Annotated in this window: 19 protein-coding genes; 13 read left to right on the forward strand and 6 right to left on the reverse strand. The window is 69.6% G+C overall.

All coding sequences use genetic code 11. The annotated features are described in order from the left end of the window. The first annotated feature begins 145 nt into the window (after positions 1–145). The 5 genes from AC0IY1_RS20980 to AC0IY1_RS21000 all read left to right on the forward strand — a co-directional run bounded on the left by AC0IY1_RS20980 (position 146) and on the right by AC0IY1_RS21000 (position 5,769). Positions 146–1,246, forward strand: a complete 1,101-nt coding sequence (locus tag AC0IY1_RS20980; protein WP_055953412.1) for a Ppx/GppA phosphatase family protein — start codon at positions 146–148, stop codon at positions 1,244–1,246. Then, positions 1,243–1,959: an RlmE family RNA methyltransferase gene (locus tag AC0IY1_RS20985; protein ID WP_471772124.1), complete on the forward strand. Its 717-nt coding sequence runs from the start codon at positions 1,243–1,245 to the stop codon at positions 1,957–1,959. Before AC0IY1_RS20980 ends, AC0IY1_RS20985 begins: the two co-directional genes overlap by 4 nt. 308 nt (positions 1,960–2,267) lie before the next feature. Further along, on the forward strand, positions 2,268–3,518 hold the full coding sequence (locus AC0IY1_RS20990; protein ID WP_471772126.1) for an alpha-hydroxy acid oxidase: 1,251 nt from the start codon (positions 2,268–2,270) through the stop codon (positions 3,516–3,518). A gap of 447 nt (positions 3,519–3,965) precedes the next feature. Next, positions 3,966–5,177: a hypothetical protein gene (locus AC0IY1_RS20995; RefSeq protein ID WP_471772128.1), complete on the forward strand. Its 1,212-nt coding sequence runs from the start codon at positions 3,966–3,968 to the stop codon at positions 5,175–5,177. A 37-nt stretch (positions 5,178–5,214) separates the two neighbouring features. Continuing rightward, a complete protein-coding gene (locus AC0IY1_RS21000; protein WP_103710127.1) occupies positions 5,215–5,769 on the forward strand; it encodes a hypothetical protein in 555 nt (184 codons plus the stop codon). Between the two features lie 4 nt (positions 5,770–5,773). Here the strand turns inward: AC0IY1_RS21000 and AC0IY1_RS21005 are convergent, their stop codons facing one another. The 3 genes from AC0IY1_RS21005 to AC0IY1_RS21015 form a co-directional block, all read right to left on the reverse strand. Beyond that, positions 5,774–6,196: a DUF779 domain-containing protein gene (locus AC0IY1_RS21005; RefSeq protein WP_471772131.1), complete on the reverse strand. Its 423-nt coding sequence runs from the start codon at positions 6,194–6,196 to the stop codon at positions 5,774–5,776. Between the two features lie 154 nt (positions 6,197–6,350). Beyond that, the gene (gene adh / locus AC0IY1_RS21010; RefSeq protein WP_055953430.1) at positions 6,351–7,871 is read right to left on the reverse strand and encodes an aldehyde dehydrogenase; all 1,521 of its coding nucleotides are present in this window, start codon (positions 7,869–7,871) and stop codon (positions 6,351–6,353) included. Between the two features lie 185 nt (positions 7,872–8,056). Then, complete coding sequence (locus AC0IY1_RS21015; protein ID WP_471772134.1) at positions 8,057–9,481, reverse strand: serine hydrolase; 1,425 nt, start codon at positions 9,479–9,481, stop codon at positions 8,057–8,059. A gap of 366 nt (positions 9,482–9,847) precedes the next feature. On the opposite strand from AC0IY1_RS21015, the gene AC0IY1_RS21020 reads away from it, so the two are divergent. Further along, complete coding sequence (locus AC0IY1_RS21020) at positions 9,848–11,017, forward strand: multidrug effflux MFS transporter (protein ID WP_103710171.1); 1,170 nt, start codon at positions 9,848–9,850, stop codon at positions 11,015–11,017. A gap of 79 nt (positions 11,018–11,096) precedes the next feature. Continuing rightward, entirely contained in the window at positions 11,097–11,621 is a 525-nt protein-coding gene (locus tag AC0IY1_RS21025) for a DoxX family protein (protein ID WP_471772136.1), read from the forward strand. Positions 11,622–11,641: 20 nt separating this feature from the next. On the opposite strand, the gene AC0IY1_RS21030 is transcribed toward AC0IY1_RS21025, so the two are convergent. After that, positions 11,642–13,165, reverse strand: coding sequence for an MDR family MFS transporter (locus tag AC0IY1_RS21030; protein ID WP_471772138.1), 1,524 nt, complete (start codon positions 13,163–13,165; stop codon positions 11,642–11,644). A 232-nt stretch (positions 13,166–13,397) separates the two neighbouring features. On the opposite strand from AC0IY1_RS21030, the gene AC0IY1_RS21035 reads away from it, so the two are divergent. From AC0IY1_RS21035 to panE, 4 genes are all read left to right on the forward strand, one after another. Next, the gene (locus AC0IY1_RS21035) at positions 13,398–14,300 is read left to right on the forward strand and encodes a DUF3313 domain-containing protein (protein ID WP_103710131.1); all 903 of its coding nucleotides are present in this window, start codon (positions 13,398–13,400) and stop codon (positions 14,298–14,300) included. Positions 14,301–14,464: 164 nt separating this feature from the next. Further along, positions 14,465–15,958, forward strand: a complete 1,494-nt coding sequence (gene guaB, locus AC0IY1_RS21040; RefSeq protein WP_055953442.1) for an IMP dehydrogenase — start codon at positions 14,465–14,467, stop codon at positions 15,956–15,958. A 60-nt stretch (positions 15,959–16,018) separates the two neighbouring features. Further along, a complete protein-coding gene (locus AC0IY1_RS21045) occupies positions 16,019–16,450 on the forward strand; it encodes an MAPEG family protein (protein WP_055953445.1) in 432 nt (143 codons plus the stop codon). Between the two features lie 78 nt (positions 16,451–16,528). Beyond that, complete coding sequence (panE, locus tag AC0IY1_RS21050) at positions 16,529–17,485, forward strand: 2-dehydropantoate 2-reductase (RefSeq protein ID WP_471772141.1); 957 nt, start codon at positions 16,529–16,531, stop codon at positions 17,483–17,485. On the opposite strand, the gene AC0IY1_RS21055 is transcribed toward panE, so the two are convergent. Next, a complete protein-coding gene (locus tag AC0IY1_RS21055; RefSeq protein ID WP_181017347.1) occupies positions 17,479–17,652 on the reverse strand; it encodes a hypothetical protein in 174 nt (57 codons plus the stop codon). The genes panE and AC0IY1_RS21055 overlap by 7 nt on opposite strands. 138 nt (positions 17,653–17,790) lie before the next feature. On the opposite strand from AC0IY1_RS21055, the gene AC0IY1_RS21060 reads away from it, so the two are divergent. Beyond that, the gene (locus AC0IY1_RS21060) at positions 17,791–19,119 is read left to right on the forward strand and encodes an RsmB/NOP family class I SAM-dependent RNA methyltransferase (protein ID WP_471772143.1); all 1,329 of its coding nucleotides are present in this window, start codon (positions 17,791–17,793) and stop codon (positions 19,117–19,119) included. 82 nt (positions 19,120–19,201) lie between these two features. Here the strand turns inward: AC0IY1_RS21060 and AC0IY1_RS21065 are convergent, their stop codons facing one another. Beyond that, positions 19,202–19,429 (reverse strand): hypothetical protein, encoded by a 228-nt coding sequence (locus AC0IY1_RS21065; protein WP_055953452.1) that lies wholly within the window; start codon positions 19,427–19,429, stop codon positions 19,202–19,204. Between the two features lie 164 nt (positions 19,430–19,593). Here AC0IY1_RS21065 and guaA point away from each other — a divergent pair, with 164 nt between their 5' ends. Then, positions 19,594–21,150 carry a glutamine-hydrolyzing GMP synthase gene (gene guaA / locus AC0IY1_RS21070; RefSeq protein ID WP_055953455.1) on the forward strand — a complete coding sequence of 519 codons (1,557 nt, stop codon included), beginning with the start codon at positions 19,594–19,596 and terminating at the stop codon, positions 21,148–21,150. The last annotated feature ends 394 nt before the right edge of the window (positions 21,151–21,544 follow it).

Consider the following 21,544-nt stretch of genomic DNA (forward strand, 5'->3'; position numbering starts at 1 on the left):
TTCGTTCGAGCCGCTGAATTCATCCCGGATGCGGTCGTCCGGGCGATCGAGGCTTTGCAGTTTGCCGGGGAGACCTGTAGCGTCTCACGGGACTGTTGGTCCGGCTCTCCGCCGAGGGCCATGATCGAGGATTTCGGCTCAGCCGATGAGGGACGAGAGCGCCGCGACCATGCCGGCCCGCCCGAGCGGCGGGAAGACGCCGCTAGCGGCACCGGTGGCGCGCGCCGATACGCCGGCTTCGGCCAGCCGTCCGGGCCGGCGCAGCGCCTATGCGGCCCTCGACCTCGGCACCAACAATTGCCGCCTCCTCGTGGCCGAGCCGGCCTCGCACGGCTTCCGGGTGATCGACGCCTTCTCGCGGATCGTCCGTCTCGGCGAGGGGCTCGGCAACGCGGACCGGCTCAGCGAGCCCGCGATCGAGCGGACCCTCGAGGCCCTTCGGGTCTGCAAGGCCAAGATGCAGGCCCGCGGCGTGGTGCGGGCGAAGATCATCGCCACCGAGGCCTGCCGCCTCGCGGTGAACGGCGCCGCATTCGTCGAGCGGGTGCGCAACGAGGTCGGGCTCGACCTCGAGATCGTCGACCGGCAGACCGAGGCCTACCTGGCGGTGACGGGCTGCGCCGCCCTGGCCGACCCCTATTCCGAGTCGGTGGTGATCTTCGACATCGGCGGCGGCTCCACCGAGATCGCCTGGCTCGACGGCGCGGCGACGAACCCCTCGGCCGATCCGACCCTGCGCATCCGCGCCTGGGATTCCCTGCCCGTGGGCGTCGTGACCCTGGCCGAGCGCCACGGCGGCTCCGACGTCACCCGCCTGACCTTCGAGGGCATGGTCGAGGAGGTGGCCGATCTCCTGGCGCGCTTCGCCATCCGGGCCGCCCCCGCCGCGAATGCCCGGCACTTCCACCTGCTCGGCACCTCCGGTACGGTGACGACGCTGGCGGCGATGCACCTGCGTCTCGCCCGCTACGAGCGCCGGCGGGTCGACGGTCTCTGGATGAGCGACGCCGATGTGGGCGAGGCGATCGACGACCTCCTCGACACCCGGCTCGAACAGCGCGCGGACAATCCCTGCATCGGGCGGGACCGGGCGGACCTGGTCCTGGCGGGCTGCGCCATCCTTGAGGCGATCCGCCGGGCGTTTCCCTCGGACCGCCTGCGCATCGCCGATCGCGGCCTGCGCGAGGGCCTCTTGATGAACATGATGCGTGAGGACGGCGTCTGGCGCCGTGGGAGCTACCGGTGAGTGACAGGCGTGGTGCCGGCGCGGGTCTGCGCGGCGAACTCAAGCAGCGGGTGAAGACGGGGCGGGGCCGGACCGCCTCGCAGAAGCGCTGGCTCGAGCGCCAGCTCAACGATCCCTACGTGGCCCGGGCCAAGCGCGAGGGCTACCGCTCGCGCGCAGCCTTCAAGCTCATCGAGATCGACGAGCGCTTCAAGCTCCTGAAGCCCGGCCAGCGCATCGTCGACCTCGGCGCGGCCCCCGGCGGCTGGTCGCAGGTGGCGGCCAAGATCGTGGGGGCCAGCGGCAAGATCGTCGGGATCGACCTGCTCGAGATCGAGCCGATGGTCGGGGTCGACTTCCTCACCCTCGACTTCCTCGCTCCCGAGGCGCCGACGCTGCTCACCGACCTCCTCGGGGGGCCGGCCGACCTCGTGCTCTCCGACATGGCCGCCAACACCACCGGCCACAAGCAGACCGACCACCTGCGGATCATCGGCCTCGCCGAGACCGCGGCCGAATTCGCCCGTGAGATCCTGGCGCCCGGCGGGTCCTACCTCGCCAAGGTGTTCCAGGGCGGCACCGAAGGGACGCTGCTCGCCGACCTGAAACGGGACTTCGCCAGCGTGCGCCACGTGAAGCCGAATGCGAGCCGGGCCGATTCGAGCGAACTCTACGTCTTGGCGACGGGCTATCGCGGCCCGACCGGCGCGGCCGTCGAATCGCAGGACGACTGAGCCGGGCGGATCCCGGCCATGGAAGCGTGACCATAGTGCACTGCGTGCAACGCAGCATGCAGACTCACGCAGAGCTCTGCATTTCCGACGACTTCCGCCTCAAAAACTTATGCGATGCATAATCAGTAAAATTTCGATTTTTGCATTATAATTGGCTCCGCACCAGGGCCTCTAGAGAATTATAGGCCCAGGCCGCATTGTTGCGCACTGCAACATCTCTGGTGCAGGACGGCGGCTCCGCGAGATCGCCGAGAGCCTTTTGAATGTTCGAGATGTTTCAACCTCAGCCCGGTTCTGAGACTGAAAAGTTGTTCCACCGTCGCAAGTTCCTGGAGTTCCTGTCGGCCAGCCCCGTGGTGGCGCCGTCGATGGTCGCCGCCCTCGCGGGCCTGTCGGCCCTCGGCACCGACGCCGCCATGGCGCAGAGCTACGACGTCCTGCGCCAGTCCCCCGGCAATGTCGGCGAGATCATCGATTCGCCGAGCCAGGCCCTCAACGTCTTCGATTTCGAGCCCGCGGCGAAGAAGGCCCTGCCCCCGGCCCATTACGGCTACCTGGCCAGCGGCGTTGACGGTGACGAGACCCTGAAGGCGAACCGCGAGGGCTTCGAGAAGATCCGCATCCGCGCCCGCCGCCTGATCGACGTGCGCAAGATCGACACCACCGTGAAGATCTTCGGCGAGACCTGGGCGAGCCCGATCGTCCTGGCTCCGGTGAGCAGCCAGGCCGCCTTCCATCCCGAGGCCGAGTCGGCGGTGGCCCGCGGCGCCAAGGTCAAGGGTCACCAGATGATCCTGTCGACCGTGGGCAGCACTGCGATCGAGGACGTGATCAAGGAGCGCGGCGCGCCCGTCTGGTACATGCTTTACCCGACCGACGACTGGGCTGTGACCGAGGCCCTGGTGAAGCGGGCCGAGAAGGCCGGCGCCCCCGCCATCGTGCTCACGGTCGATCGCCAGGGCGGCCGCAACACCGAGACGCTGTTCCGGGAGCGTCGCCTCGACACCCGCACCTGCTCGGATTGCCATACGCCGGGCTTCAAGAACGAGGTCAGCCGCAAGCCGATGTTCGACGACATCGACGTGTCGAAGGTGACGAACCTCTACGGCACGGGCATGACCTGGGACTACGTGAAGCGCCTGCGCGGCATCGTGAAGGGCAAGCTCGTCCTCAAGGGTATCGTCACCCACGAGGACGCCAAGAAGGCCCTCGATTACGGCGTCGACGCCCTGATCGTGTCGAACCATGGCGGCCGCGCCGAGGAGAGCCTCGAGTCGACGATCGATGCGCTTCCCGAGGTGGTCCAGGCGGTCAACGGCAAGGCGCCCGTCCTCATCGACGGCGGCTTCCGCCGCGGCACCGACGTGATCAAGGCCCTGGCGCTCGGCGCCAACGCGGTCTGCATCGGCCGCCCCTACGTCTGGGGTTTGGCCGCCTTCGGCGAGCCCGGCGTCACGGCGGTTCTGGCGATCATGCAGCGCGAGTTCGAGACGATCATGCGCCAGGTCGGCGCGACGAAGCTCTCCGAGATCACCGCCGCCAGCGTCAGCCGCGCCTGAGATCGTCACCGGGCGGCGAAGCCCATTCGCCGTCCTCTCCGGATCGCTTCTCGGGCAGAACCGCCCGGGGCGCGATCTGCTGTTCAGGGCCCGGCCGGCAGACCAGCAGGCCGGCAGGACAGGTTCGGGAAGACTGCGCATCCCCTGGACCATCCCTGTCCCTCGCCGGTATTGCGCCGTAGGCTCAGGACACCTTCGGCCTTCAAGTCGGGACGGGGCGAGACCCAGCGCAGCGAAGGATCGCCGCGCAGCTGCCGCGCACGGGATCTGTCCAGCACCGCAATCGTCTGATCTTCAGGGCCGGATCATTACGCTTTCATTAGCCCTGATCGCCACGATCCTTCGACGACGTCGCCGACATCAACACATCTTCCATGATCTGCAGTCCAGGTTGCCGGTCTTGATCCGGGCGCCTGCCCCGGGCGCGCAGGCGATGTGGAGTTGTCGATGGTCTCCCGGCTTCCGGTCTCCCGGTTTCTGGTCTCCCTGTTCGCGGCCGGGATCGGCTTCGCCGCGACGGCGGCGGCGGCCAAGGACATTCCCTTCGCGAAGGTGGCGGATTGGGACATCAGCCGCAGCGGCGATGGGGCCAAGGCCAAGTGCATGATGGTGCGCGGCTACCAGGATGCGGACGACGAGAATGCCAGCGCGGTGGCGATCGGGACCTACCCGGGATTCCTGGTCATCTCCCTGGGCTACCAGGGCTGGTCGCACGACAAGGGCGACCGCACCGTCGTTCTCCTGGCGGGCGGAAAGGTGGTCGACCGGCGCTCCAAGTGGAAGGCCGACGACACCCAGTTGACCGGCGAGTTCCCGGACACGCTCCTGCCGCACCTCATGGGCGCCGACGCCATCGTGCTGCGCTTCAAGGACGGCGACGCCGACTTCAAGATCCCGGCCTTCGCCGAAGCCTTCGCCGCGTTGAAGCGCTGCAGCAGCACGCCGGCGGAGGTCGCGGCGGAGCTTCCCTCGGAGGGCCGCATCGCCAACTACGCGAGCGGGCTCTTTTTCGAGAAAGCCCTCAAGGAGTGCGAGGTCGCGAGCACGGGCAAGCAGCGCGCCGATCTCGAGGCCAAGCTGGCGGCGATGCGCCCGGAGATGAGCCCGATCCAGGCGGCCATCGACAGCGAACTCGGCAAGCGCTTCACCGACCCGAGGGCCCCTTTCTGCCCGAAGGCTGAGGACGCGGCGAGCTTCGGCACCGCCCTTGACCAGTACCTCGCCCTGGGGCCGGACGCGTTCGCGGCCGCGACGGCGCGACGCCAGGATGAGCGGAAGGCGGCCGCACGGCCCTCGGAGACCCGAATCAAGGTCTATGGCATGGGCCTGATCTTCCAGAAACTCCTCGGAAGCTGCGAGATCCCGACGACGGCGCGGCAACGGGCCGCCTTCGATGCCAAGCTCGCCGCCCTCGGTCCCGAGATGGCCCCGGTCATGGAAGAGATCCAGGGGAAGCTGCAGCCGACCTTCGCGAAGCCGGCGCCGGAGCTCTGCACCGCGTTCCGCGACCTGTCGGACGACCCGCAGCCCATCGTTGCCTTCACGACCCAGACGCCCGAGGCGTTCGCCGGGTTCATGGATGCCCGCGAGGCCGCCGAGTCGGCCGCCAAGTCGGCCGCCAAGCCGGCGGAGACGCCGGTGCCCGGCGCCAAGCTCTGAGCCGCGACCGCCCCCGTTCCCATCGGAGAATCCCGTCATGAAGCGCCCGTCGCCGGCCCGGTCCTGCCTGTTCGGCCTGCTCGCGAGTCTCGTCGCCTCCGGGGCCGCGCGGGCCCAACAGCCTCTTCCGCAAGAGGCATTTCAGCAGGAGCGACCGCTGTTCGAGAGCCTGAACGGCTGGCAGGTCGAGCGCGCCGCCAGCGTCACGGGCAGCCCCGCCTGCGTGATCGTGCGGTCCTACGTCGACGAGGACGATGACGACGCCGACAATTCGATCACCTTGGCGCTGGAGAACAAGGCCCTCGTCGTGGTGCTGACCTACAGCAAGTGGCAGCACGACCGGGACGAGAAGATCACGGCCGCCACCGAACTCGGTGGCAAGACCGTCAACGCCAAGGCGACCTGGACCGGCAACGGCACCCGGCTCGTCGGGACCTTGCCCGCCAGCCTCGTCGAGAAGGCCGCCGAGTCCGAGGAGATCCTCCTCAAGGGCAAGGGCTGGAAGGCGGGCTTCGACCTGAGCGGCGTCTCCGAGGCCGTCGCGGCGATGAAGCGCTGCAACGCCGGCGAGCGACCGAAGCCGCGCTCCTGACGCCTCAGATCCGGCAGGCGCCCTCCAGCGCCGTGTTCTCGGCCTCGGTGAAGACCCGCGACCGGATCAGGAAGCGCTTGTCGCGCCCGTTCTCGAGGGAGAACATGCCGCCGCGGCCGCGCACCACGTCGAGGATGAGGTGCGTGTGCTTCCAGACCGCGAATTGCGGCCGGCTGATCCAGAAATCGGCCCCCGCCACGGTGCCGAGATGGACGTCGCTGTCGCCGGTGAGGAAGTCGCCGAGGGGGTAGCACATCGGCGACGAGCCGTCGCAGCAGCCGCCGGACTGGTGGAACATCACCGGTCCGTGCTCGGCCCGCAATTCCTCGATGAGGTCGATGGCGGCGGGGGTCGCGGTGACGCGCAGGGGTGTCCCGTCGGCACCGGCCTGGTCGGCGGTGGTCGGATCGAGGGCGGTCTCGCTCATGGAGGATCTCCGGGAGAGGACGTTCGGGCAGAGACGCCCGGGAGAGGACGCCCGGGAGAGGACGCTGGGATGAGATAGGGCGGCCAACGAAAAAGCCCCGGCCGTCATCCGGCCGGGGCAAGTTTCACTCGGGTGTCAATCTCGAAACCGGCTCCTAGAAGAAGCCGAGCTTCTTGGCGGAGTAGCTGACGAGCATGTTCTTCGTCTGCTGGTAGTGGTCGAGCATCATCTTGTGGTTCTCGCGCCCGATGCCGGACTGCTTGTAGCCGCCGAAGGCCGCGTGGGCCGGGTAGGCGTGGTAGCAGTTCGTCCAGACGCGGCCGGCCTGGATGGCGCGGCCGAAGCGGTAGGCGCGGGTGCCGTCGCGGGTCCAGACGCCGGCGCCGAGGCCGTAGAGGGTGTCGTTGGCGATGCTGAGGGCGTCGGCATCGTCCTTGAAGGTCGTGACCGAGAGGACGGGGCCGAAGATCTCTTCCTGGAAGATGCGCATCTTGTTGTGACCGCGGAACACGGTCGGCTTCATGTAGTAGCCTTCCGCGAACTCGCCGTCCTTGACGTTGCGCTCGCCGCCGGTGAGGCACTGGGCGCCTTCCTGCTTGCCGATGTCGACGTAGCTGAGGATCTTCTCCAGCTGCTCCGAGGAGGCCTGGGCGCCGATCATCGTGGCGGGATCCAGGGGCGACCCTTGCGTGATCGCCTCGACGCGCTTGATCGCCCGCTCCATGAAGCGGTCGTAGATCGACTCGTGCACCAGGGCGCGGCTCGGACAGGTGCAGACCTCGCCCTGGTTGAGGGCGAACATGGTGAAGCCCTCCAGCGCCTTGTCGAAGAAGTCGTCATCCTCGTTGGCGACGTCGGAGAAGAAGATGTTCGGCGACTTGCCGCCGAGCTCCAGCGTCACCGGGATCAGGTTCTGCGAGGCGTACTGCATGATCAGCCGGCCCGTCGTCGTCTCGCCCGTGAAGGCGATCTTGGCGATGCGGGGCGAGGAGGCCAGCGGCTTGCCGCACTCGAGGCCGAAGCCGTTGACGATGTTGAGCACACCCGCCGGCAGCAGGTCGGCGATGAGCTCGGCCACCACGAGGATCGAGGCCGGGGTCTGCTCGGCGGGCTTGAGCACGATGCAGTTGCCGGCCGCGAGCGCCGGGGCGAGCTTCCACACCGCCATCAGGATGGGGAAGTTCCACGGGATGATCTGGCCGACGACGCCCAGCGGCTCGTGGAAGTGGTAGGCGACGGTGTCGTGGTCGATCTCGGAGATCGAGCCCTCCTGCGCACGGACGCAGCCGGCGAAGTAGCGGAAATGGTCGATTGCCAGGGGGATGTCGGCGTGGGTCGTCTCGCGGATCGGCTTGCCGTTGTCCCAGGTCTCGGCCAGCGCGATCAGATCGAGGTTCTCCTCCATCCGGTCGGCGATCTTGTTGAGGATGCGGGCGCGCTCGCCCGGCGCGGTGCGGCCCCAGGCCTCCTTCGCGGCGTGGGCGGCGTCGAGGGCCTTGTCGACGTCGGCGGCGTCCGAGCGGGCGACTTCGCAGATCACCCGGCCGGTGATCGGGGAGGTGTTCTCGAAGTAGCGGCCGGCAACGGGCGCGACCCACTGGCCGCCGATGAAGTTGTCGTAGCGCGCCGAGAACGGCGCCTTGGTACCCTGGTTGAGAAATTCCGGCTTGTTCATCGCAGTTCCTCCTGATTGTTCTTATGGGCGGCAGCCAAGGCCAGACGCGGCGTCAAATCAAGGTGGACTTTTGGCCAACGGATCGTCGCGCAGGGGCGTGGCTCGGATGATCGGCGCGCCCGATGGCGTCGTGACGCGGCGCGGATGTTAGACCCGTTCGGGCGGGTTGGCGACCCGAACGGCCCTCAGCGCGGCCCGAGGCGGGCCAGGCGGCGGTTGCCGATGCGACGGGCCGTCTGCGCGTCGATCCGGGGGCCCGCGCGCGCGCCGCCGGGCAGGTCGAGGAGGAGGCCCGTCGCCCGGCCGTCCGGCTCGATGTCGAGGGCGAGGCGGGTGCCGTCCTCGGCCACGAAGACACGGTCGCTCTCCGGGGTCAGGCCGAGGCGGGCGGGCCCGGCCCCGCGGGCGACGAGGCGGTCGCCCTCCCGGGCGAGGGAGACCACGGCGCGGGGTCCCGTCCGGTAGACCCCGACGTAGCGGTCGAGCACGGCGGCCGGCACCGCGATCTCGGTGACCTCCGGCTGGCCGAGGGCGAGGGCGCCGAGGCGGCGGGACAGGGTCTGGGCCGGCGTCGTCTCGGTGTTGCCCAGGACGACGACCGTCAGGCCGAGATCCGGGTAGGTGTCCTTGATCGCCGAGAACCCGTCGAGGAAGCCGCCGTGGGACAGGAGCCGCTGGCCATAGGCGCGGCCGACATAGAGCCCGAGCCCGTAGCCGTGGCCGCTGTCCCGGACCATCTCGGCCAGCGCGGCCGGGCGCAGGATCCGGCCGGAGAACAGGGCGGCGTCCCAGGCCACGAGGTCGTCCAGGGTGGAGACGAGGCCGCCGGCCCCGAGGACGGCCGCCGACACCACGGGGGGCGCGTTGCGCCACTGCCCGGCGACCCGGTGATAGCCGGTGGCCCGCTGCGGGATCACCGCCTCGGGATCGGCGTCGCCGGTCTCGGCGAGGCCGGCGGGGGCGAGGACGAGGCGGTTCAGCGCGGTGGCGAAGGGCGCGCCGGTGATCCCCTCGACGATCGCCGCCAGGAGGATGTAGCCGGTGTTGCTGTATTCCTGGGCCGAGCCCGCCGGGAACAGCAGCGCCTCGCGGAAGAGCCGGCCCACCACCGCCATGGGCGTGCGGGCGGTCCGGGCGAGGAGGGTCGGGTAGTCGGGCAGGGCGGTCACGTTGGGCAGGCCCGCGGTGTGGTCGAGGAGCATCCGCAGGGTGATGGGCGCCCAGGTCGCCGGCAGGCCGGGCATGTGCTGCGCGGCCGGGTCGTCGAGCCGGAGTTGCCCGGCCTCCTGCAGCGTCAGGATCGCGGCGGCGGTGAACTGCTTCGTCAGGGAGGCGATCCGGAAGCGGGTCTCGGGGGTGTTGGGTACGGACCATTCGCGCTGCGCCGCCCCGTAGGCCTGCCGGAACAGCACCGCGCCGTCCCGGGCCACGATGACGGCACCGGAGAAGATCCCGGCCCGGGCGTAGGGCCGCACCAGGGCGTCGGCCCGGGCGGCGAAGTCCGGCCGGGGCGCCGCGACCGGCGCGACGGCCTCGGCCCGGACCGGCCGGCCCGACAGGAGGGCACCGAGGAGCCCGAACTGGACGATCCGGCGACGCGTCTCCTGCATGCTGCCGCTGTTCCGCTCCCCGACGCGCCGCATCTCCGGCACCCGGGCACGGTTCTCCGAAATTGTGGCGCGAGCGCGCCGAGGAGCCCGCGCGGCAGCCATGCAGCGCCCCGGATGGCCCCGCCGTGCCGAAGGCACCAAGAGCCGGACGAAACGTTCTGGCTCGACGGTGATCCGCCGCGCCGCCCCAGCCCCCGAGGACCGTCCCAGGTGAGCACCACCCCGGCCCAGACCACCCCGGCCAAAATCGTCCCGGCTCAAACTGCGCACGCCCCGGCACCCCCGATCCCCGACGCCGTCTCCGGACCCGCCGCACGGCCCTGGACGGGCCCGGGCTTCGGCGAGTTCGTCGGGATCGTCGCCCTGATGATGGCCGTGACGGCGATCTCGATCGACAACCTGCTGCCGGCGTTCCCGGCGATCCAGGCGCGGTTCGGCGTGGTCGACCCGAACAGCCTGCAGCTCCTCATCTACGTCTACATGATCGGCTTCGGCACGGCGCAGATCGTCTACGGGCCGCTCTCGGACACCTACGGCCGGCGCTCGGTGCTGCTGGCGGGCCTGGCGATCTACGTCGTCGGCACCGGCCTCGCCATGGTGGCGCCGTCCTTCGGCTGGCTCCTGGCGGCGAGGATCATCCAGGGCATCGGCGCCGCCAGCGGGCGCGTGCTGTCGACGGCGATCGTGCGCGACCGCTTCGCGGGGCGCGAGATGGCGAGCGTGATGTCGCTCATCATGATGGTGTTCCTGATCGTGCCGATGATCGCGCCGGCCATCGGCGGCGCCATGCTGCTGTTCGGCTCGTGGGTCTACGTCTTCGTCTCGATGCTGGCGCTCGCCGGCATCCTGGTGCTCTGGTTCGCCTGGCGAATGCCCGAGACGCTGCATCCGGAGTACCGGCGGCCCTTCTCCCTCGGCGCGGTGGCCCAGGCGGTGGCCATCACCTTCCGCAACCGCGTGGCGGTGGGCTACGCCACGGCGCTGGGCCTGCTCACCGGCTGCATCATGGGCTATGTCGGCTCGGCCCAGCAGGTGTTCGACACGGGGCTCTACCATCTCGGGGGCCTGTTCCCCCTGGCCTTCGGCCTCGTCGCCGGCGCCATGGGGGCCGCCACCCTCGTGAATGCCCGCCTCGTCCGGCGCCTCGGCATGCGGCCGCTGTCCCATGCGGGCCTGAGCCTGTTCGTCGTCGTCGCGGTGGGGCAGGTGGTGGCGGGGCTCGCCTATCACGGTCACCCGCCCCTGGCCCTGTTCCTGACGATCCTGGCCGCCAACCAGTTCCTGATCAGCTTCGCCATGCCGAACTTCAACGCCCTGGCGCTGCAGCCCCTCGGCGAGATCGCCGGCACGGCCTCGTCCTTCCTCGGCTTCTACACCACGATCCTGGGCGCCTTCTGCGGCTTCCTGATCGGGCATGCCTTCGATGGCTCGGTGCTGCCCATCGGCATCGGCTACGCGCTCCTCGGCGGCCTCGCCCTCGCGGTGGTGGCCTGGACCGAGCGGGGCCGCCTGTTCCGCGGCGGCGTCTCCGGTTGAGGAGACCGCAGCCTTAACGCCGTCTTCAGGCGGTCACGACAAAGGTCGGTGTCCCAGGATACCTGACGGAGCCCCAGACGTGACCGGCCGTGCCCAAGACGGACTGCTCTTTCTCACCCGGCTGCTGCTCGCCGCCGCGCTGCTGCCCACCGGGGTCGCCCGGGCCCTGAACGTCTCCGGCTTCGCCATCACCCTCGCGGCCACCGGCCTGCTGTCGCCGAACGCCGTCGCCACCGCGGCCGTGATCGTCCAGGTGTTCGGCCCGGTGGCGCTGATCCTCGGCGTGCTGCCGCGCCTCAGCGGCTTGGCGCTCGCCGTCTTCGTCGGCGTGATGGCGGTGCTGCTGCATCCGTTCTGGCAGTTCGTCGGCCCGAGCGCGGTGGCCGAGCGCACCCTGCTCCTGGCCGATTTCGGTCTCGCCGGCGGCTTCCTCATGTACGCGATGACCGGCCCCGGCCGCTGGAGCTGGCAGGGCTGGCGCCAGGGCGCCCGCGCCGCGGCGAGCCCGGCCCGATCGGCGGCCAAGCCGACGGCCGGCGCACGGGGCGGGCCGAAGCCGAAGCGCGCGCCCGGCGGCCGGGCGCCCGCCCGCGCCGCAGCCTGAGGCCCGCGCCCCCGGGCGTTCTACGGCATCGCGTTGCGTGGGGCGGCGGCGACCAGCCGGTGCCCCGAGACCTCGGCCCCGGCCTCCGGGCTTAGCCGGCGGAAGGGGAAGAACGACATCACCGAGATCAGCGCCACGGCCAGGAAGGCCGGGGCGAAGTCCTGCGCCGCGATCTCGCTGCGGCCGTGCAAAGCGGCTGCGCCCTCCAGGGCCAGGGCCGCCAGGGACACGCCCAGGCTGAGCGAGAGCTGCTGCGCCACGCTGGCGAGGCTAGTGGCCGCGCTCATCTCCCGGGTCTCCAGCTCGGCATACGCGATGGCGTTGACGCAGGTGAACTGCAGGGAGCGCACGCAGCCGCCGATCAGCAGGAGGCAGATGATGATCGCGTGCGGGGTCTCGGCGGTGAACAGGCCGTTCACGGCGAGAAAGGCCGAGGCGACGAGGGCGTTGACGAGCATCACCCGGCGGAAGCCGTAGGCGCGCAGGATGCGGGGGCCGATGATCTTGATGAGCAGCGCCCCGGCCGCCGCCGCGAAGGTGATGAGGCCCGAGCGCAGGGGATCGAGGCCGAAGCCGATCTGCAGCATCAGCGGCAGCAGGAACGGGATCGCCCCGGTGCCGATCCGGAACAGGCTGCCGCCGGTCACCGCCGCCCGGAAGGTCGGATAGCGCAGCAGGTCGAGGCGGATCACCGGATGGGCGATGCCGCGCGAATGCCGGAAATACAGCGCCAGGAGGAGTCCCCCGGTGACGAGGCAGCCCCAGGAGACCCCGTCCGGCAGGAGGTGGCGGCCGGTGGAGGCCAGGCCGAGCATCAGCGTGGCCAGCCCCAGCCCGGAGAGCAGGAAGCCGAGGACGTCGAGGGGCGGCCGATCGCTCTCGCGGATGTTCTCGAAGTAGAGCGTCGACAGAACGATGCCGGCGATCCCGATCGGGATGTTGATGAAGAAGATCCAGCGCCAGTCGAAGTAGGTGGTGATGAAGCCGCCCAGCGGCGGACCGAAGATCGGTCCGATCAGGGCGGGGATCGTCAGGTAGGCGAGGGCGCTGACGAGTTCGCTCTTGGGCACGCTGCGCAGGATCACGAGGCGTCCGACCGGCACCATCATGGCTCCGCCGATCCCCTGGAAGAACCGGGCGGCGACGAAGCCCGCCAGGGAGTTCGAGGCCGCGCAGGCCAGCGAACCCGCCATGAACACCCCGAGTGCGACCCGGAACACCGTGCGGGCCCCGAACCGGTCCGCCATCCAGCCGCTGATCGGGATGAAGATCGCCAGGCTGACGAGGTAGGCGGTCAGCGCGAGCTTGAGGGCGATCGGGTCCTCGTTCAGGCTCCGGGCGATGGCCGGGAGCGCGGTGGCGATCACGGTGGAATCGGTGTTCTCCATGAACAGCGCGGTGGCGACGACGAGGGGAACGATCTGGGAGGTGCGCATCGGCGAGACATAGGTCCGGTCGGGCCGTTCGGGTGCCTCATACCGACGAAAAGCCGCGCCGCGGCAAGCGCGCGTCCCGTGACGAATGGCACGGGATGAAAGCGGCATGTCGCACGTGCAGGGCCTGACGCCTCCGGCGGCGTGGCCCTGCGGCCACATCGGTCCAGCATCGGACCGGCGACGGGCCTGCTCACCTTTCCACAATGTTGCTGGAGCCGCTAAGCTCGCCGGCATGATCTGGACACCGCAGGTCTCCCCCTCGGAAAGGGCTCCTTCGGGAGACGCCTTTCCCGGGGAGGCGTGCCGAGCGTCCACCCGCGCGTCCCCAAGAAAGTCACCGATGCTTCCGAGGTTCGAACATCGACGCAGGCTGGCAGGCTTCGTCTCCAGCCTTGCCCTGGCGGCCGCGGTCGCGGGCTGCGGCACCGTGGTGCTCACGGAATCCGGCGCCCTGACCCGCTACGACCGCCTCGCCGGCAGCGACGAGACGGCCAGCTCCTCACGAATCTTCGTCGATCCGGCGGCCCTCGCGGCCACCCGGACGGTGCGGATCGTACCCACCTCCTTCTCCGAGGTCGTGGCCCCGGGCCTGACCCCGGCCGAGCGCAAGCTCGTGGCCAACGCGGCCGACCGGGCCCTCTGCTACGAACTCTCCCTGCGCTACGACGTGGTCTCGGGCCGGAAGGCCGACCTCACCGTCCGCTCGGCGGTGACCCGGATCGACCTCACCAACGTCCCGGCGGCCGGCGCCACGGTGGCGACCTCGGCGGGCATCACCATCGCGTCCCAGCTCGGCGCCGGTTTCGCGACGGCCGTCGGCCGCATCCCGATTCCCCGCATCCCCATCGGTCTCGGCAGCCTGACGGTCGAGGCCGAGGCCCTCGACAGCCGCAACGTGCAGCGGGCCGCCATGGTCTGGGGCGGGGCGAGCAACGCCTTCACCAACCAGGCCCGGTTCTCCCCGGCCAGCGACGCCTACGACCTCGCCGGCGAGTTCGGCCAGGATTTCGGCTTCTACCTCGCCACCGGCCAGGACCCGTTCAAGGCGCCGCTCACGCTGCCGACCTACGATCGCGTCCGCATCACGACCCTCGGCGAGGCGCCCCTCGACCCGGATTGCGAGGCGTTCGGCCGCGCACCCGGCATCGACGGCATCCTCGGCGACTACGTCGGCGCCCCGCCGGAATGGACCGACAAGGGACCGGCCGAGGGCCTGCCGGGCGCCCCCCGAGGCGTGCGCTAGGCGCAACCCCCACCGGAGAACGGCGCCCCTGGCGCATTTTCCTGTCGGACGCGCGCACCGGCGGCTTTGCGCCGGTTCCTCGCGCATGATACTGGCCCGTGCCAACCCAGTGACGTCGGAACGCCCGTGAGGGCCCGACGCAGCACCCGTTCCGGAGTTGGTTCATGGCCCGCATCACCGCTGATTCCATCATCGAGGGCCTGACCTTCGACGACGTCCTGCTGCGCCCCGCAGCCTCCTCGGTGATGCCCACCGAAGTGAAGATCGCGAGCCGGCTCACCCGCTCGATCCACCTCAACCTGCCGATCCTGGCCTCGGCCATGGACACCGTCACCGAGGCGCCGATGGCGATCGCCATGGCACAGAACGGCGGCATGGGCGTCATTCACCGCAACCTCGAGCCGGCCGAGCAGGCCGAGCAGGTCCGCCTCGTCAAGAAGTACGAGTCGGGCATGGTGCTGAACCCCATCACCATCCACCCGGACGAGACCCTGGCGGACGCGTTCTCGCTGATGAAGCAGAACCGCATTTCCGGCATCCCGGTGGTGGAGCGCGGCCCCAACGGCTCCCGCGGCAAGCTCGTCGGCATCCTCACCAACCGCGACGTGCGCTTCGCCACGAACTCGTCCGAGACCGTCGCCGACCTGATGACCCGCGACCGGCTCATCACCGTGCGCGAGGGCGTGAGCCAGGACGAGGCCAAGCGCCTGCTGCACCAGTTCCGCATCGAGAAGCTGCTCGTCGTCGACGACCATTACCGCTGCATCGGCCTCATCACGGTCAAGGACATCGAGAAGCAGGTCGCCTATCCGGGCGCGGTCAAGGACGAGCAGGGCCGCCTGCGGGTCGCCGCCGCCACCACCACCGGCGACAGCGGCTTCGAGCGGGCCGAGCGCCTGATCGATGCCGGCTGCGACGTGATCGTGGTCGACACGGCCCACGGCCACTCGATCAAGGTGCTCGACGCGGTGCGCCGGGTGAAGCAGCTCTCCAACGCCGTGCAGGTGGTGGCGGGCAACGTCGCGACCCGCGACGGCGCCCAGGCCCTGATCGATGCCGGCGCGGACGCCATCAAGGTCGGCATCGGCCCGGGCTCGATCTGCACCACCCGCATCGTCGCCGGCGTGGGCGTGCCGCAGCTTACCGCCCTGATGGAGGCCGTGGAGGCCGCCCATGGCGCGGACGTGCCGGTCATCGCCGATGGCGGCATCAAGTACTCGGGCGACCTCGCCAAGGCGATCGCGGCCGGCGCCTCCGTGGCCATGCTGGGCTCGCTCCTGGCCGGAACTGACGAGGCCCCGGGGGAGGTGTTCCTGCACCAGGGCCGCTCCTACAAGAGCTACCGCGGCATGGGCTCGGTGGGCGCCATGGCCCGCGGCTCCGCCGACCGCTACTTCCAGGCCGAGGTCAGCGACACCCACAAGCTCGTTCCCGAGGGCATCGAGGGGCAGGTGCCCTACAAGGGCCCGGTGGCGGCGGTGCTGCACCAGCTCGCCGGCGGTCTGCGGGCCGCCATGGGGTATGTCGGCGCACCGACGATCCCCGAGTTCCAGGAGAAGGCGCAGTTCATCCGCATCACCAATGCGGGCCTGCGCGAGAGCCACGTTCACGACGTGACCATCACCCGCGAGAGCCCGAACTACCCCGGCCGCGCCTGACCGGCGCTGCGTGCGCCCGTGCCGGATGTCCGGCCGGGTCGCCGCCCGATAGGAATCGCCGTGTCCGTCCAAGCCATCCTGGCCCCCGTCTTCGCCCAGGTCTTCCTCACCTTCGCGCTGCTGTTCTGGACCGGGCGGATGCGCCTCTCCGCGGTGCGCGGCGGTGCCGTGAAGGGCCGCGAGCTGACGCTGGGCCAGCGCAACTGGCCGGCCCCGGCCCAGCAGGCCGCCAACACCTTCTCGAACCAGTTCGAGATCCCGGTGCTGTTCTACGTGCTCGTCGGCCTCGCCCTGGCCACCCGCAAGGCCGACCTCCTGTTCGTTGTCATGGCCTGGGTCTTCGTCGCGACGCGCTTCGTCCATGCGGGCGTGTATCTCTCCACGAACCACATCCCGTACCGCTTTCGGGCCTACGCCGTCGGCACGCTGGTGCTGCTCGCGATGTGGATCCTCTTCGCAATCCGGATCTTCCTGGCGCCGATCGGCATCTGACCCGGTACGATGGCGCGGCCTGACGGATGGGTGGCCGCCAAGGGGCCGCGATCCACGAACGACGAAAGGGATGAGACCATGCGCGTTCTCGTTGTCGGCGCCGGCGCCACCGGCGGATACTTCGGCGCACGCCTCGCCGAGGCCGGCCGCGACGTCACCTTCCTCGTCCGTCCGGCGCGCGCGGCCAAGCTCGCCGATGCCGGCCTGACGGTCGAGAGCCCCGTCGGCAACCTGCACATCCCGGCGCCGCAGACGGTCACCGCCGCCGACCTCGCCGCCGGCAAGGGCGGCGCCTTCGACCTCGTGCTGTTCTCGTGCAAGGCCTACGACCTCGACGGCGCCATCGCGGACGTCGCGCCGGCGGTGGGTCCCGACACCGCGATCCTCCCGGTGCTCAACGGGATGCGCCACCTCGACGCGTTGGACCTGGTATACGGTGCGGACCGCGTGCTCGGCGGATCCTGCGCCATCGTGGCGACCCTCGGCCCCGCGGGCGAGATCCGCCAGATGAATCCGCTGCACACCCTGACCTACGGCGAGCGGTCCGGCGGCCGCTCGGCCCGGGTCGAGGCCATCGAGTCCCTGATGCAGGGCGTGACGTTCCAGCCCCGCCTCAGCGAGAGCATGGTGTTGGAAATGTGGGAGAAGTGGAGTTTCCTGGCGACGCTGGCCGGCTCCACCTGCCTGATGCGCGCCACCATCGGCGACATCCTCGCCGCTCCGGGCGGCCTCGCCGTCATCGAGGCGCTGATGGAGGAGTGCCGGGCGATCGCCGAGGCCGCCGGCTACGCGCCGCGGCCCGGTGTGATGGAAAACACGCGCAAGACGCTCACGGCCGAGGGATCGGCCTTCACCGCCTCGATGCTGCGCGACATCGAGGGCGGTGCCCGGATCGAGGCCGACCACATCATCGGCGACCTGATCGCGCGGGCCCCCGATGCGTCCGCACACCCGGTCCTCGACCGCGTCTACACGCATCTGAAGGCCTACGAGAACCGCCGCGCCCGCGAGGCAGCGGCGGCGAAACCTCAGTAGCGCGGGCCGGGCGGCGGGGGCGGAGGCGCGCCGTATTCCAGCTGGGTCTTGGCATCCGGCCGGCGCGGGGGCGGCGCCGACAGGTCGGGAGCATCCGGCGCCGTGGAACAGGCGGCGACCGCCAGCATGACGAGGCCGGCGAGGCTGAGATGGATGACGGGAGACATGGGGTTCTCTAAAGCTCCAGGCGTCCGCTCCACGCGGCACCGTGGCGCAAGCTAAGCCGTAAACGTGCCGGAAGCTCGACTGTATTGTGTCCGGCCCTCGCCCGAAGCGTGGCGGTATCGCGGCGCCTACGGAAGGCGATGGCCCTAAAACCCGAGGATCTTGCCCTGACGCCCCCCGCCCGCCTCTCCGCCGCCATCGAGGTCCTCGCCGATATCGCCGCGCGCCGCCGCCCCGCCGCCGATGCGCTGAAGGATTGGGGTTTAAGCCACCGCTTCGCCGGGTCGGGCGACCGCGCCGCCATCGCCAGCCTCGTCTACGACGCCCTGCGTCGGCGCGCCTCCGCCGCCTGGATCATGGCCGACGAGGGCCCGCGCAGCCTCGTGATCGGCATGCTGCGGCTCCAGTATGGTCTCGCGGCGCCGACCATCGCGGAGATGTTCAGCGGCGAGCGCTTCGCCCCGGAGCCCCTGACCCCGGAGGAACGGACTCGCCTTGTGGAAGGGACTCTGACCGACGCCCCGCTCCACGTCGCCGGCGATGTCCCCGAATGGGTGCTTCCCTCCCTCGAAGCGACCTTCGGCTCCGAGACCCTCAACGAGCTGCGCGCCCTTGGCCGACGGGCCCCGCTCGATATCCGCGTCAACACGCTCAAGCGCAGCCGTCCGGAAGCCCTAGCGGGTCTCGTCCACCTCGCGCCGCAGCCGACCCCGCACGCGCCCAACGGCCTGCGCATCCCCATCGGCGATGATGGGCGAGGCCCCGCCCTCCATGTCGAGCCGGAATTCATCGACGGCTGGTACGAGATCCAGGACGAAGGCTCGCAGCTTGCGAGTCTTCTCAGCGGCTCACGCCCCGGCGAGACTGTCGTCGATCTCTGCGCCGGCGGTGGTGGAAAGACCCTGAGCCTCGCCGCGATGATGGAGAATTCCGGGCGATTGGTGGCCAGCGACGACGATCCCCGCCGGCTCGCCCCGATCCACGAGCGTCTGCGGCGCGCCGGTGCCGTCGCGGAGATCCGTACGCCCCGCGCCGGCAAGGCCCGCACCGACGTTCTCGGTGACCTTGACGGGTGCGCGGACCGCGTCCTCGTCGATGCGCCCTGTACCGGCTCCGGAACCTGGCGGCGCAATCCGGACGCCAAGTGGCGAATGCGCCCGAATGCCCTGGGCACACGTGTGGCAGATCAGGCCACGGTGCTCGACCGGGCCGCGCGGCTGGTACGCCCCGGCGGTCGCATCACCTACATCACCTGCTCGCTGCTGCCCGAGGAGAACGACGCGGCCGTCGCCGGTCTTCTCGCGCGCCGGCCGGACGACTTCGCGGTGCTCTCAGCCTCCGAGATCCTCGCCACGCACGCGCCCGATCTCGGCTCGGCGGTCCGTCTGACCCGGCACGGTCTCCAGATGAGTCCCGCCCGGACCGGCACCGATGGCTTCTACGTCGCCACCCTTGAGCGGCGGGCCTGAAACGAGGATTGGCCCCGCAAGGGGGCCAATCTATACGACTCGTCAGGAGCAGCGGCGCTCTTTCAGAAGCAGCGGCGCTCTTTCAAAAGCAGCGGCGCTTGCGCACCACGACCATCCGGCCCATCGGCCCACGGCGCTTGGTAACGACGGTTTTGCAACGGGGACCGCGGATCACCGTGCGCTCGACGATGCGGACCTGCTGGATCCCGCCGGCCGGTGCGATGCCGGCCGAGACGGGCAAGGCGGAGGCCGAGGTGGCTCCGAGTCCGGCGAGGGCGAGTGTGGCGATCCCGAAGATGGTGGCTCTCATGGCTGAGGCTCCTGTTCGCTGCTGGGGGGCACGGTGTCGGCGCCCGGCGGTGAACGACCGGTTAACGGGACTGCACGCCGGATCCCCAGGCCGACGCCAGCCGCGGGGCGGCTCTGCGGACCGATCCGTTGCACCAGACCGAGGCCTCGTCTAACTCCGGTGCCATGACTACAGAGCACGACAAAATCCTCATCGTCGATTTCGGCAGCCAGGTGACGCAGCTCATCGCGCGCCGCGTCCGCGAGGAGGGCGTCTACTGCGAAATCGTCCCCTTTACCAAGGCGGCCGAGGCTTTCGCCGAGACGAAGCCGAAGGGTGTGATCCTCTCGGGGGGGCCCGAATCGGTGACGACCGAGGCCTCGCCCCGGACTCCGCAGATCGTCTTCGATTCTGGCGTGCCGGTCTTCGGTATCTGCTACGGCCAGCAGACCATGGCTGCCCAGCTCGGTGGCGAGGTCGAGGGCGGCCATCATGCGGAGTTCGGTCGGGCCGAGATTGAGATCCTGTCGGAATGCCCCCTGTTCAAGGGCGTATGGCACGTGGGCGAGCACTATCCCGTCTGGATGAGCCACGGGGACCGCGTCACCAAGCTGCCGGACGGGTTCACCACCGTCGCCATGTCGAAGAACGCCCCCTTCGCGGCGGTCGCGGACGAGGCTCGCCGGTACTACGCGGTGCAGTTCCACCCGGAGGTGGCGCACACGCCGCATGGCGCACTGCTGATCCGCAATTTCGTGCGCGACATCGCCGGCTGTACGGGCGACTGGACCATGGGCGCCTACCGCGAGGAGGCGATCGAGAAGATCCGCGCGCAGGTCGGCAAGGAGCGGGTGATCTGCGGACTGTCCGGCGGCGTCGATTCCGCCGTAGCGGCGGTTCTGATCCACGAGGCGATCGGCGAGCAACTCACCTGCGTCTTCGTCGACCATGGCCTGCTGCGCATGGGCGAGGCCGAGGAGGTCGTGCGCCTGTTCCGCGACCACTACAACATTCCCCTCGTCCATGTTGAAGCGCAGGACCTGTTTCTTGGGGAGCTCACCGGCGTCAGCGACCCGGAGCAGAAGCGCAAGACGATCGGGCGCCTGTTCATCGACGTCTTCGAGGCCGAATCGAAGAAGATCGGCGGGGCCGCCTTCCTGGCCCAGGGCACCTTGTATCCGGACGTGATCGAGAGCGTTTCGTTCACCGGTGGTCCCTCGGTGACGATCAAATCCCATCACAATGTCGGCGGCCTGCCCGAGCGCATGAACATGCAACTCGTCGAGCCCCTGCGCGAACTGTTCAAGGATGAGGTCCGTGTCCTCGGGAAGGAACTGGGCCTTCCCGAGGCCTTCGTCGGACGACACCCTTTCCCGGGTCCGGGCCTTGCCATCCGCTGCCCCGGTACGATCACGCCCGAGAAGCTCGAAGCCCTGCGCAAGGCCGATGCGATCTACCTCGACGAGATCCGCAAGGCCGGTCTCTACGACACGATCTGGCAGGCCTTCGCGGTGATCCTGCCCGTAAAGACCGTCGGGGTGATGGGTGACGGGCGTACCTACGACCACGTCTGCGCCTTGCGAGCCGTGACTTCGGTCGACGGCATGACCGCCGATTTCTATCCATTCGACATGGCCTTCCTCGGCCGCGTGGCAACGCGGATCATCAACGAGGTGAAGGGGATCAATCGCGTGACCTACGACATCACCTCGAAGCCACCGGGAACGATCGAGTGGGAATGAGCTGCAGGCAGTCTGTTCAGAAAAATTTCTCTACACGGTGCGACCAATCGGCAAAATAAGACGCGACAGAGCGCAACAAGCCTTGCCGTCCCTAAATTGGCATGTAGTATACCAACGGTCCCTCCCAGGGATTCATGTGACGCAACTTTAACCCCGCAGACCTTAGGGTCCGCGGGGTTTTGTCGTCAGGCTGCTCGGCACTCTCGTAGGCCGAGCAGCGGGCGAGAGCCCAATATTCGGCAGCCTCTCGATCTGTCGGAGTGACCGCTTTCACTGGGCAGGGAAGCCACACCGAGCAAGCGATACACGGCACGACCGAATCGTGAATCGGCCACGCTTGTATCTCAAGCGACGGCCCTCTACAGACCGACGCGCCATCCGGCTGGATCGGTTT

The sequence above is a fragment of the Methylobacterium sp. AC690 genome, from assembly GCF_979256535.1.

What these genes read in the sequence shown, in the direction of transcription:
- AC0IY1_RS21055 (WP_181017347.1), bottom strand. Translation starts at nt 17,652, where the DNA reads ATGTCTCCCGTCATCCATCTCAGCCTCGCCGGCCTCGTCATGCTGGCG.
- adh (WP_055953430.1), bottom strand. Translation starts at nt 7,871, where the DNA reads ATGAACAAGCCGGAATTTCTCAACCAGGGTACCAAGGCGCCGTTCTCG.
- AC0IY1_RS21005 (WP_471772131.1), bottom strand. Translation starts at nt 6,196, where the DNA reads ATGAGCGAGACCGCCCTCGATCCGACCACCGCCGACCAGGCCGGTGCC.
- AC0IY1_RS20980 (WP_055953412.1), top strand. Translation starts at nt 146, where the DNA reads ATGAGGGACGAGAGCGCCGCGACCATGCCGGCCCGCCCGAGCGGCGGG.
- AC0IY1_RS20995 (WP_471772128.1), top strand. Translation starts at nt 3,966, where the DNA reads ATGGTCTCCCGGCTTCCGGTCTCCCGGTTTCTGGTCTCCCTGTTCGCG.
- AC0IY1_RS21065 (WP_055953452.1), bottom strand. Translation starts at nt 19,429, where the DNA reads ATGAGAGCCACCATCTTCGGGATCGCCACACTCGCCCTCGCCGGACTC.
- guaA (WP_055953455.1), top strand. Translation starts at nt 19,594, where the DNA reads ATGACTACAGAGCACGACAAAATCCTCATCGTCGATTTCGGCAGCCAG.
- AC0IY1_RS21030 (WP_471772138.1), bottom strand. Translation starts at nt 13,165, where the DNA reads ATGCCGCTTTCATCCCGTGCCATTCGTCACGGGACGCGCGCTTGCCGC.
- AC0IY1_RS21000 (WP_103710127.1), top strand. Translation starts at nt 5,215, where the DNA reads ATGAAGCGCCCGTCGCCGGCCCGGTCCTGCCTGTTCGGCCTGCTCGCG.
- AC0IY1_RS21035 (WP_103710131.1), top strand. Translation starts at nt 13,398, where the DNA reads ATGCTTCCGAGGTTCGAACATCGACGCAGGCTGGCAGGCTTCGTCTCC.
- guaB (WP_055953442.1), top strand. Translation starts at nt 14,465, where the DNA reads ATGGCCCGCATCACCGCTGATTCCATCATCGAGGGCCTGACCTTCGAC.
- panE (WP_471772141.1), top strand. Translation starts at nt 16,529, where the DNA reads ATGCGCGTTCTCGTTGTCGGCGCCGGCGCCACCGGCGGATACTTCGGC.
- AC0IY1_RS21015 (WP_471772134.1), bottom strand. Translation starts at nt 9,481, where the DNA reads ATGCAGGAGACGCGTCGCCGGATCGTCCAGTTCGGGCTCCTCGGTGCC.
- AC0IY1_RS21060 (WP_471772143.1), top strand. Translation starts at nt 17,791, where the DNA reads ATGGCCCTAAAACCCGAGGATCTTGCCCTGACGCCCCCCGCCCGCCTC.
- AC0IY1_RS21020 (WP_103710171.1), top strand. Translation starts at nt 9,848, where the DNA reads ATGATGGCCGTGACGGCGATCTCGATCGACAACCTGCTGCCGGCGTTC.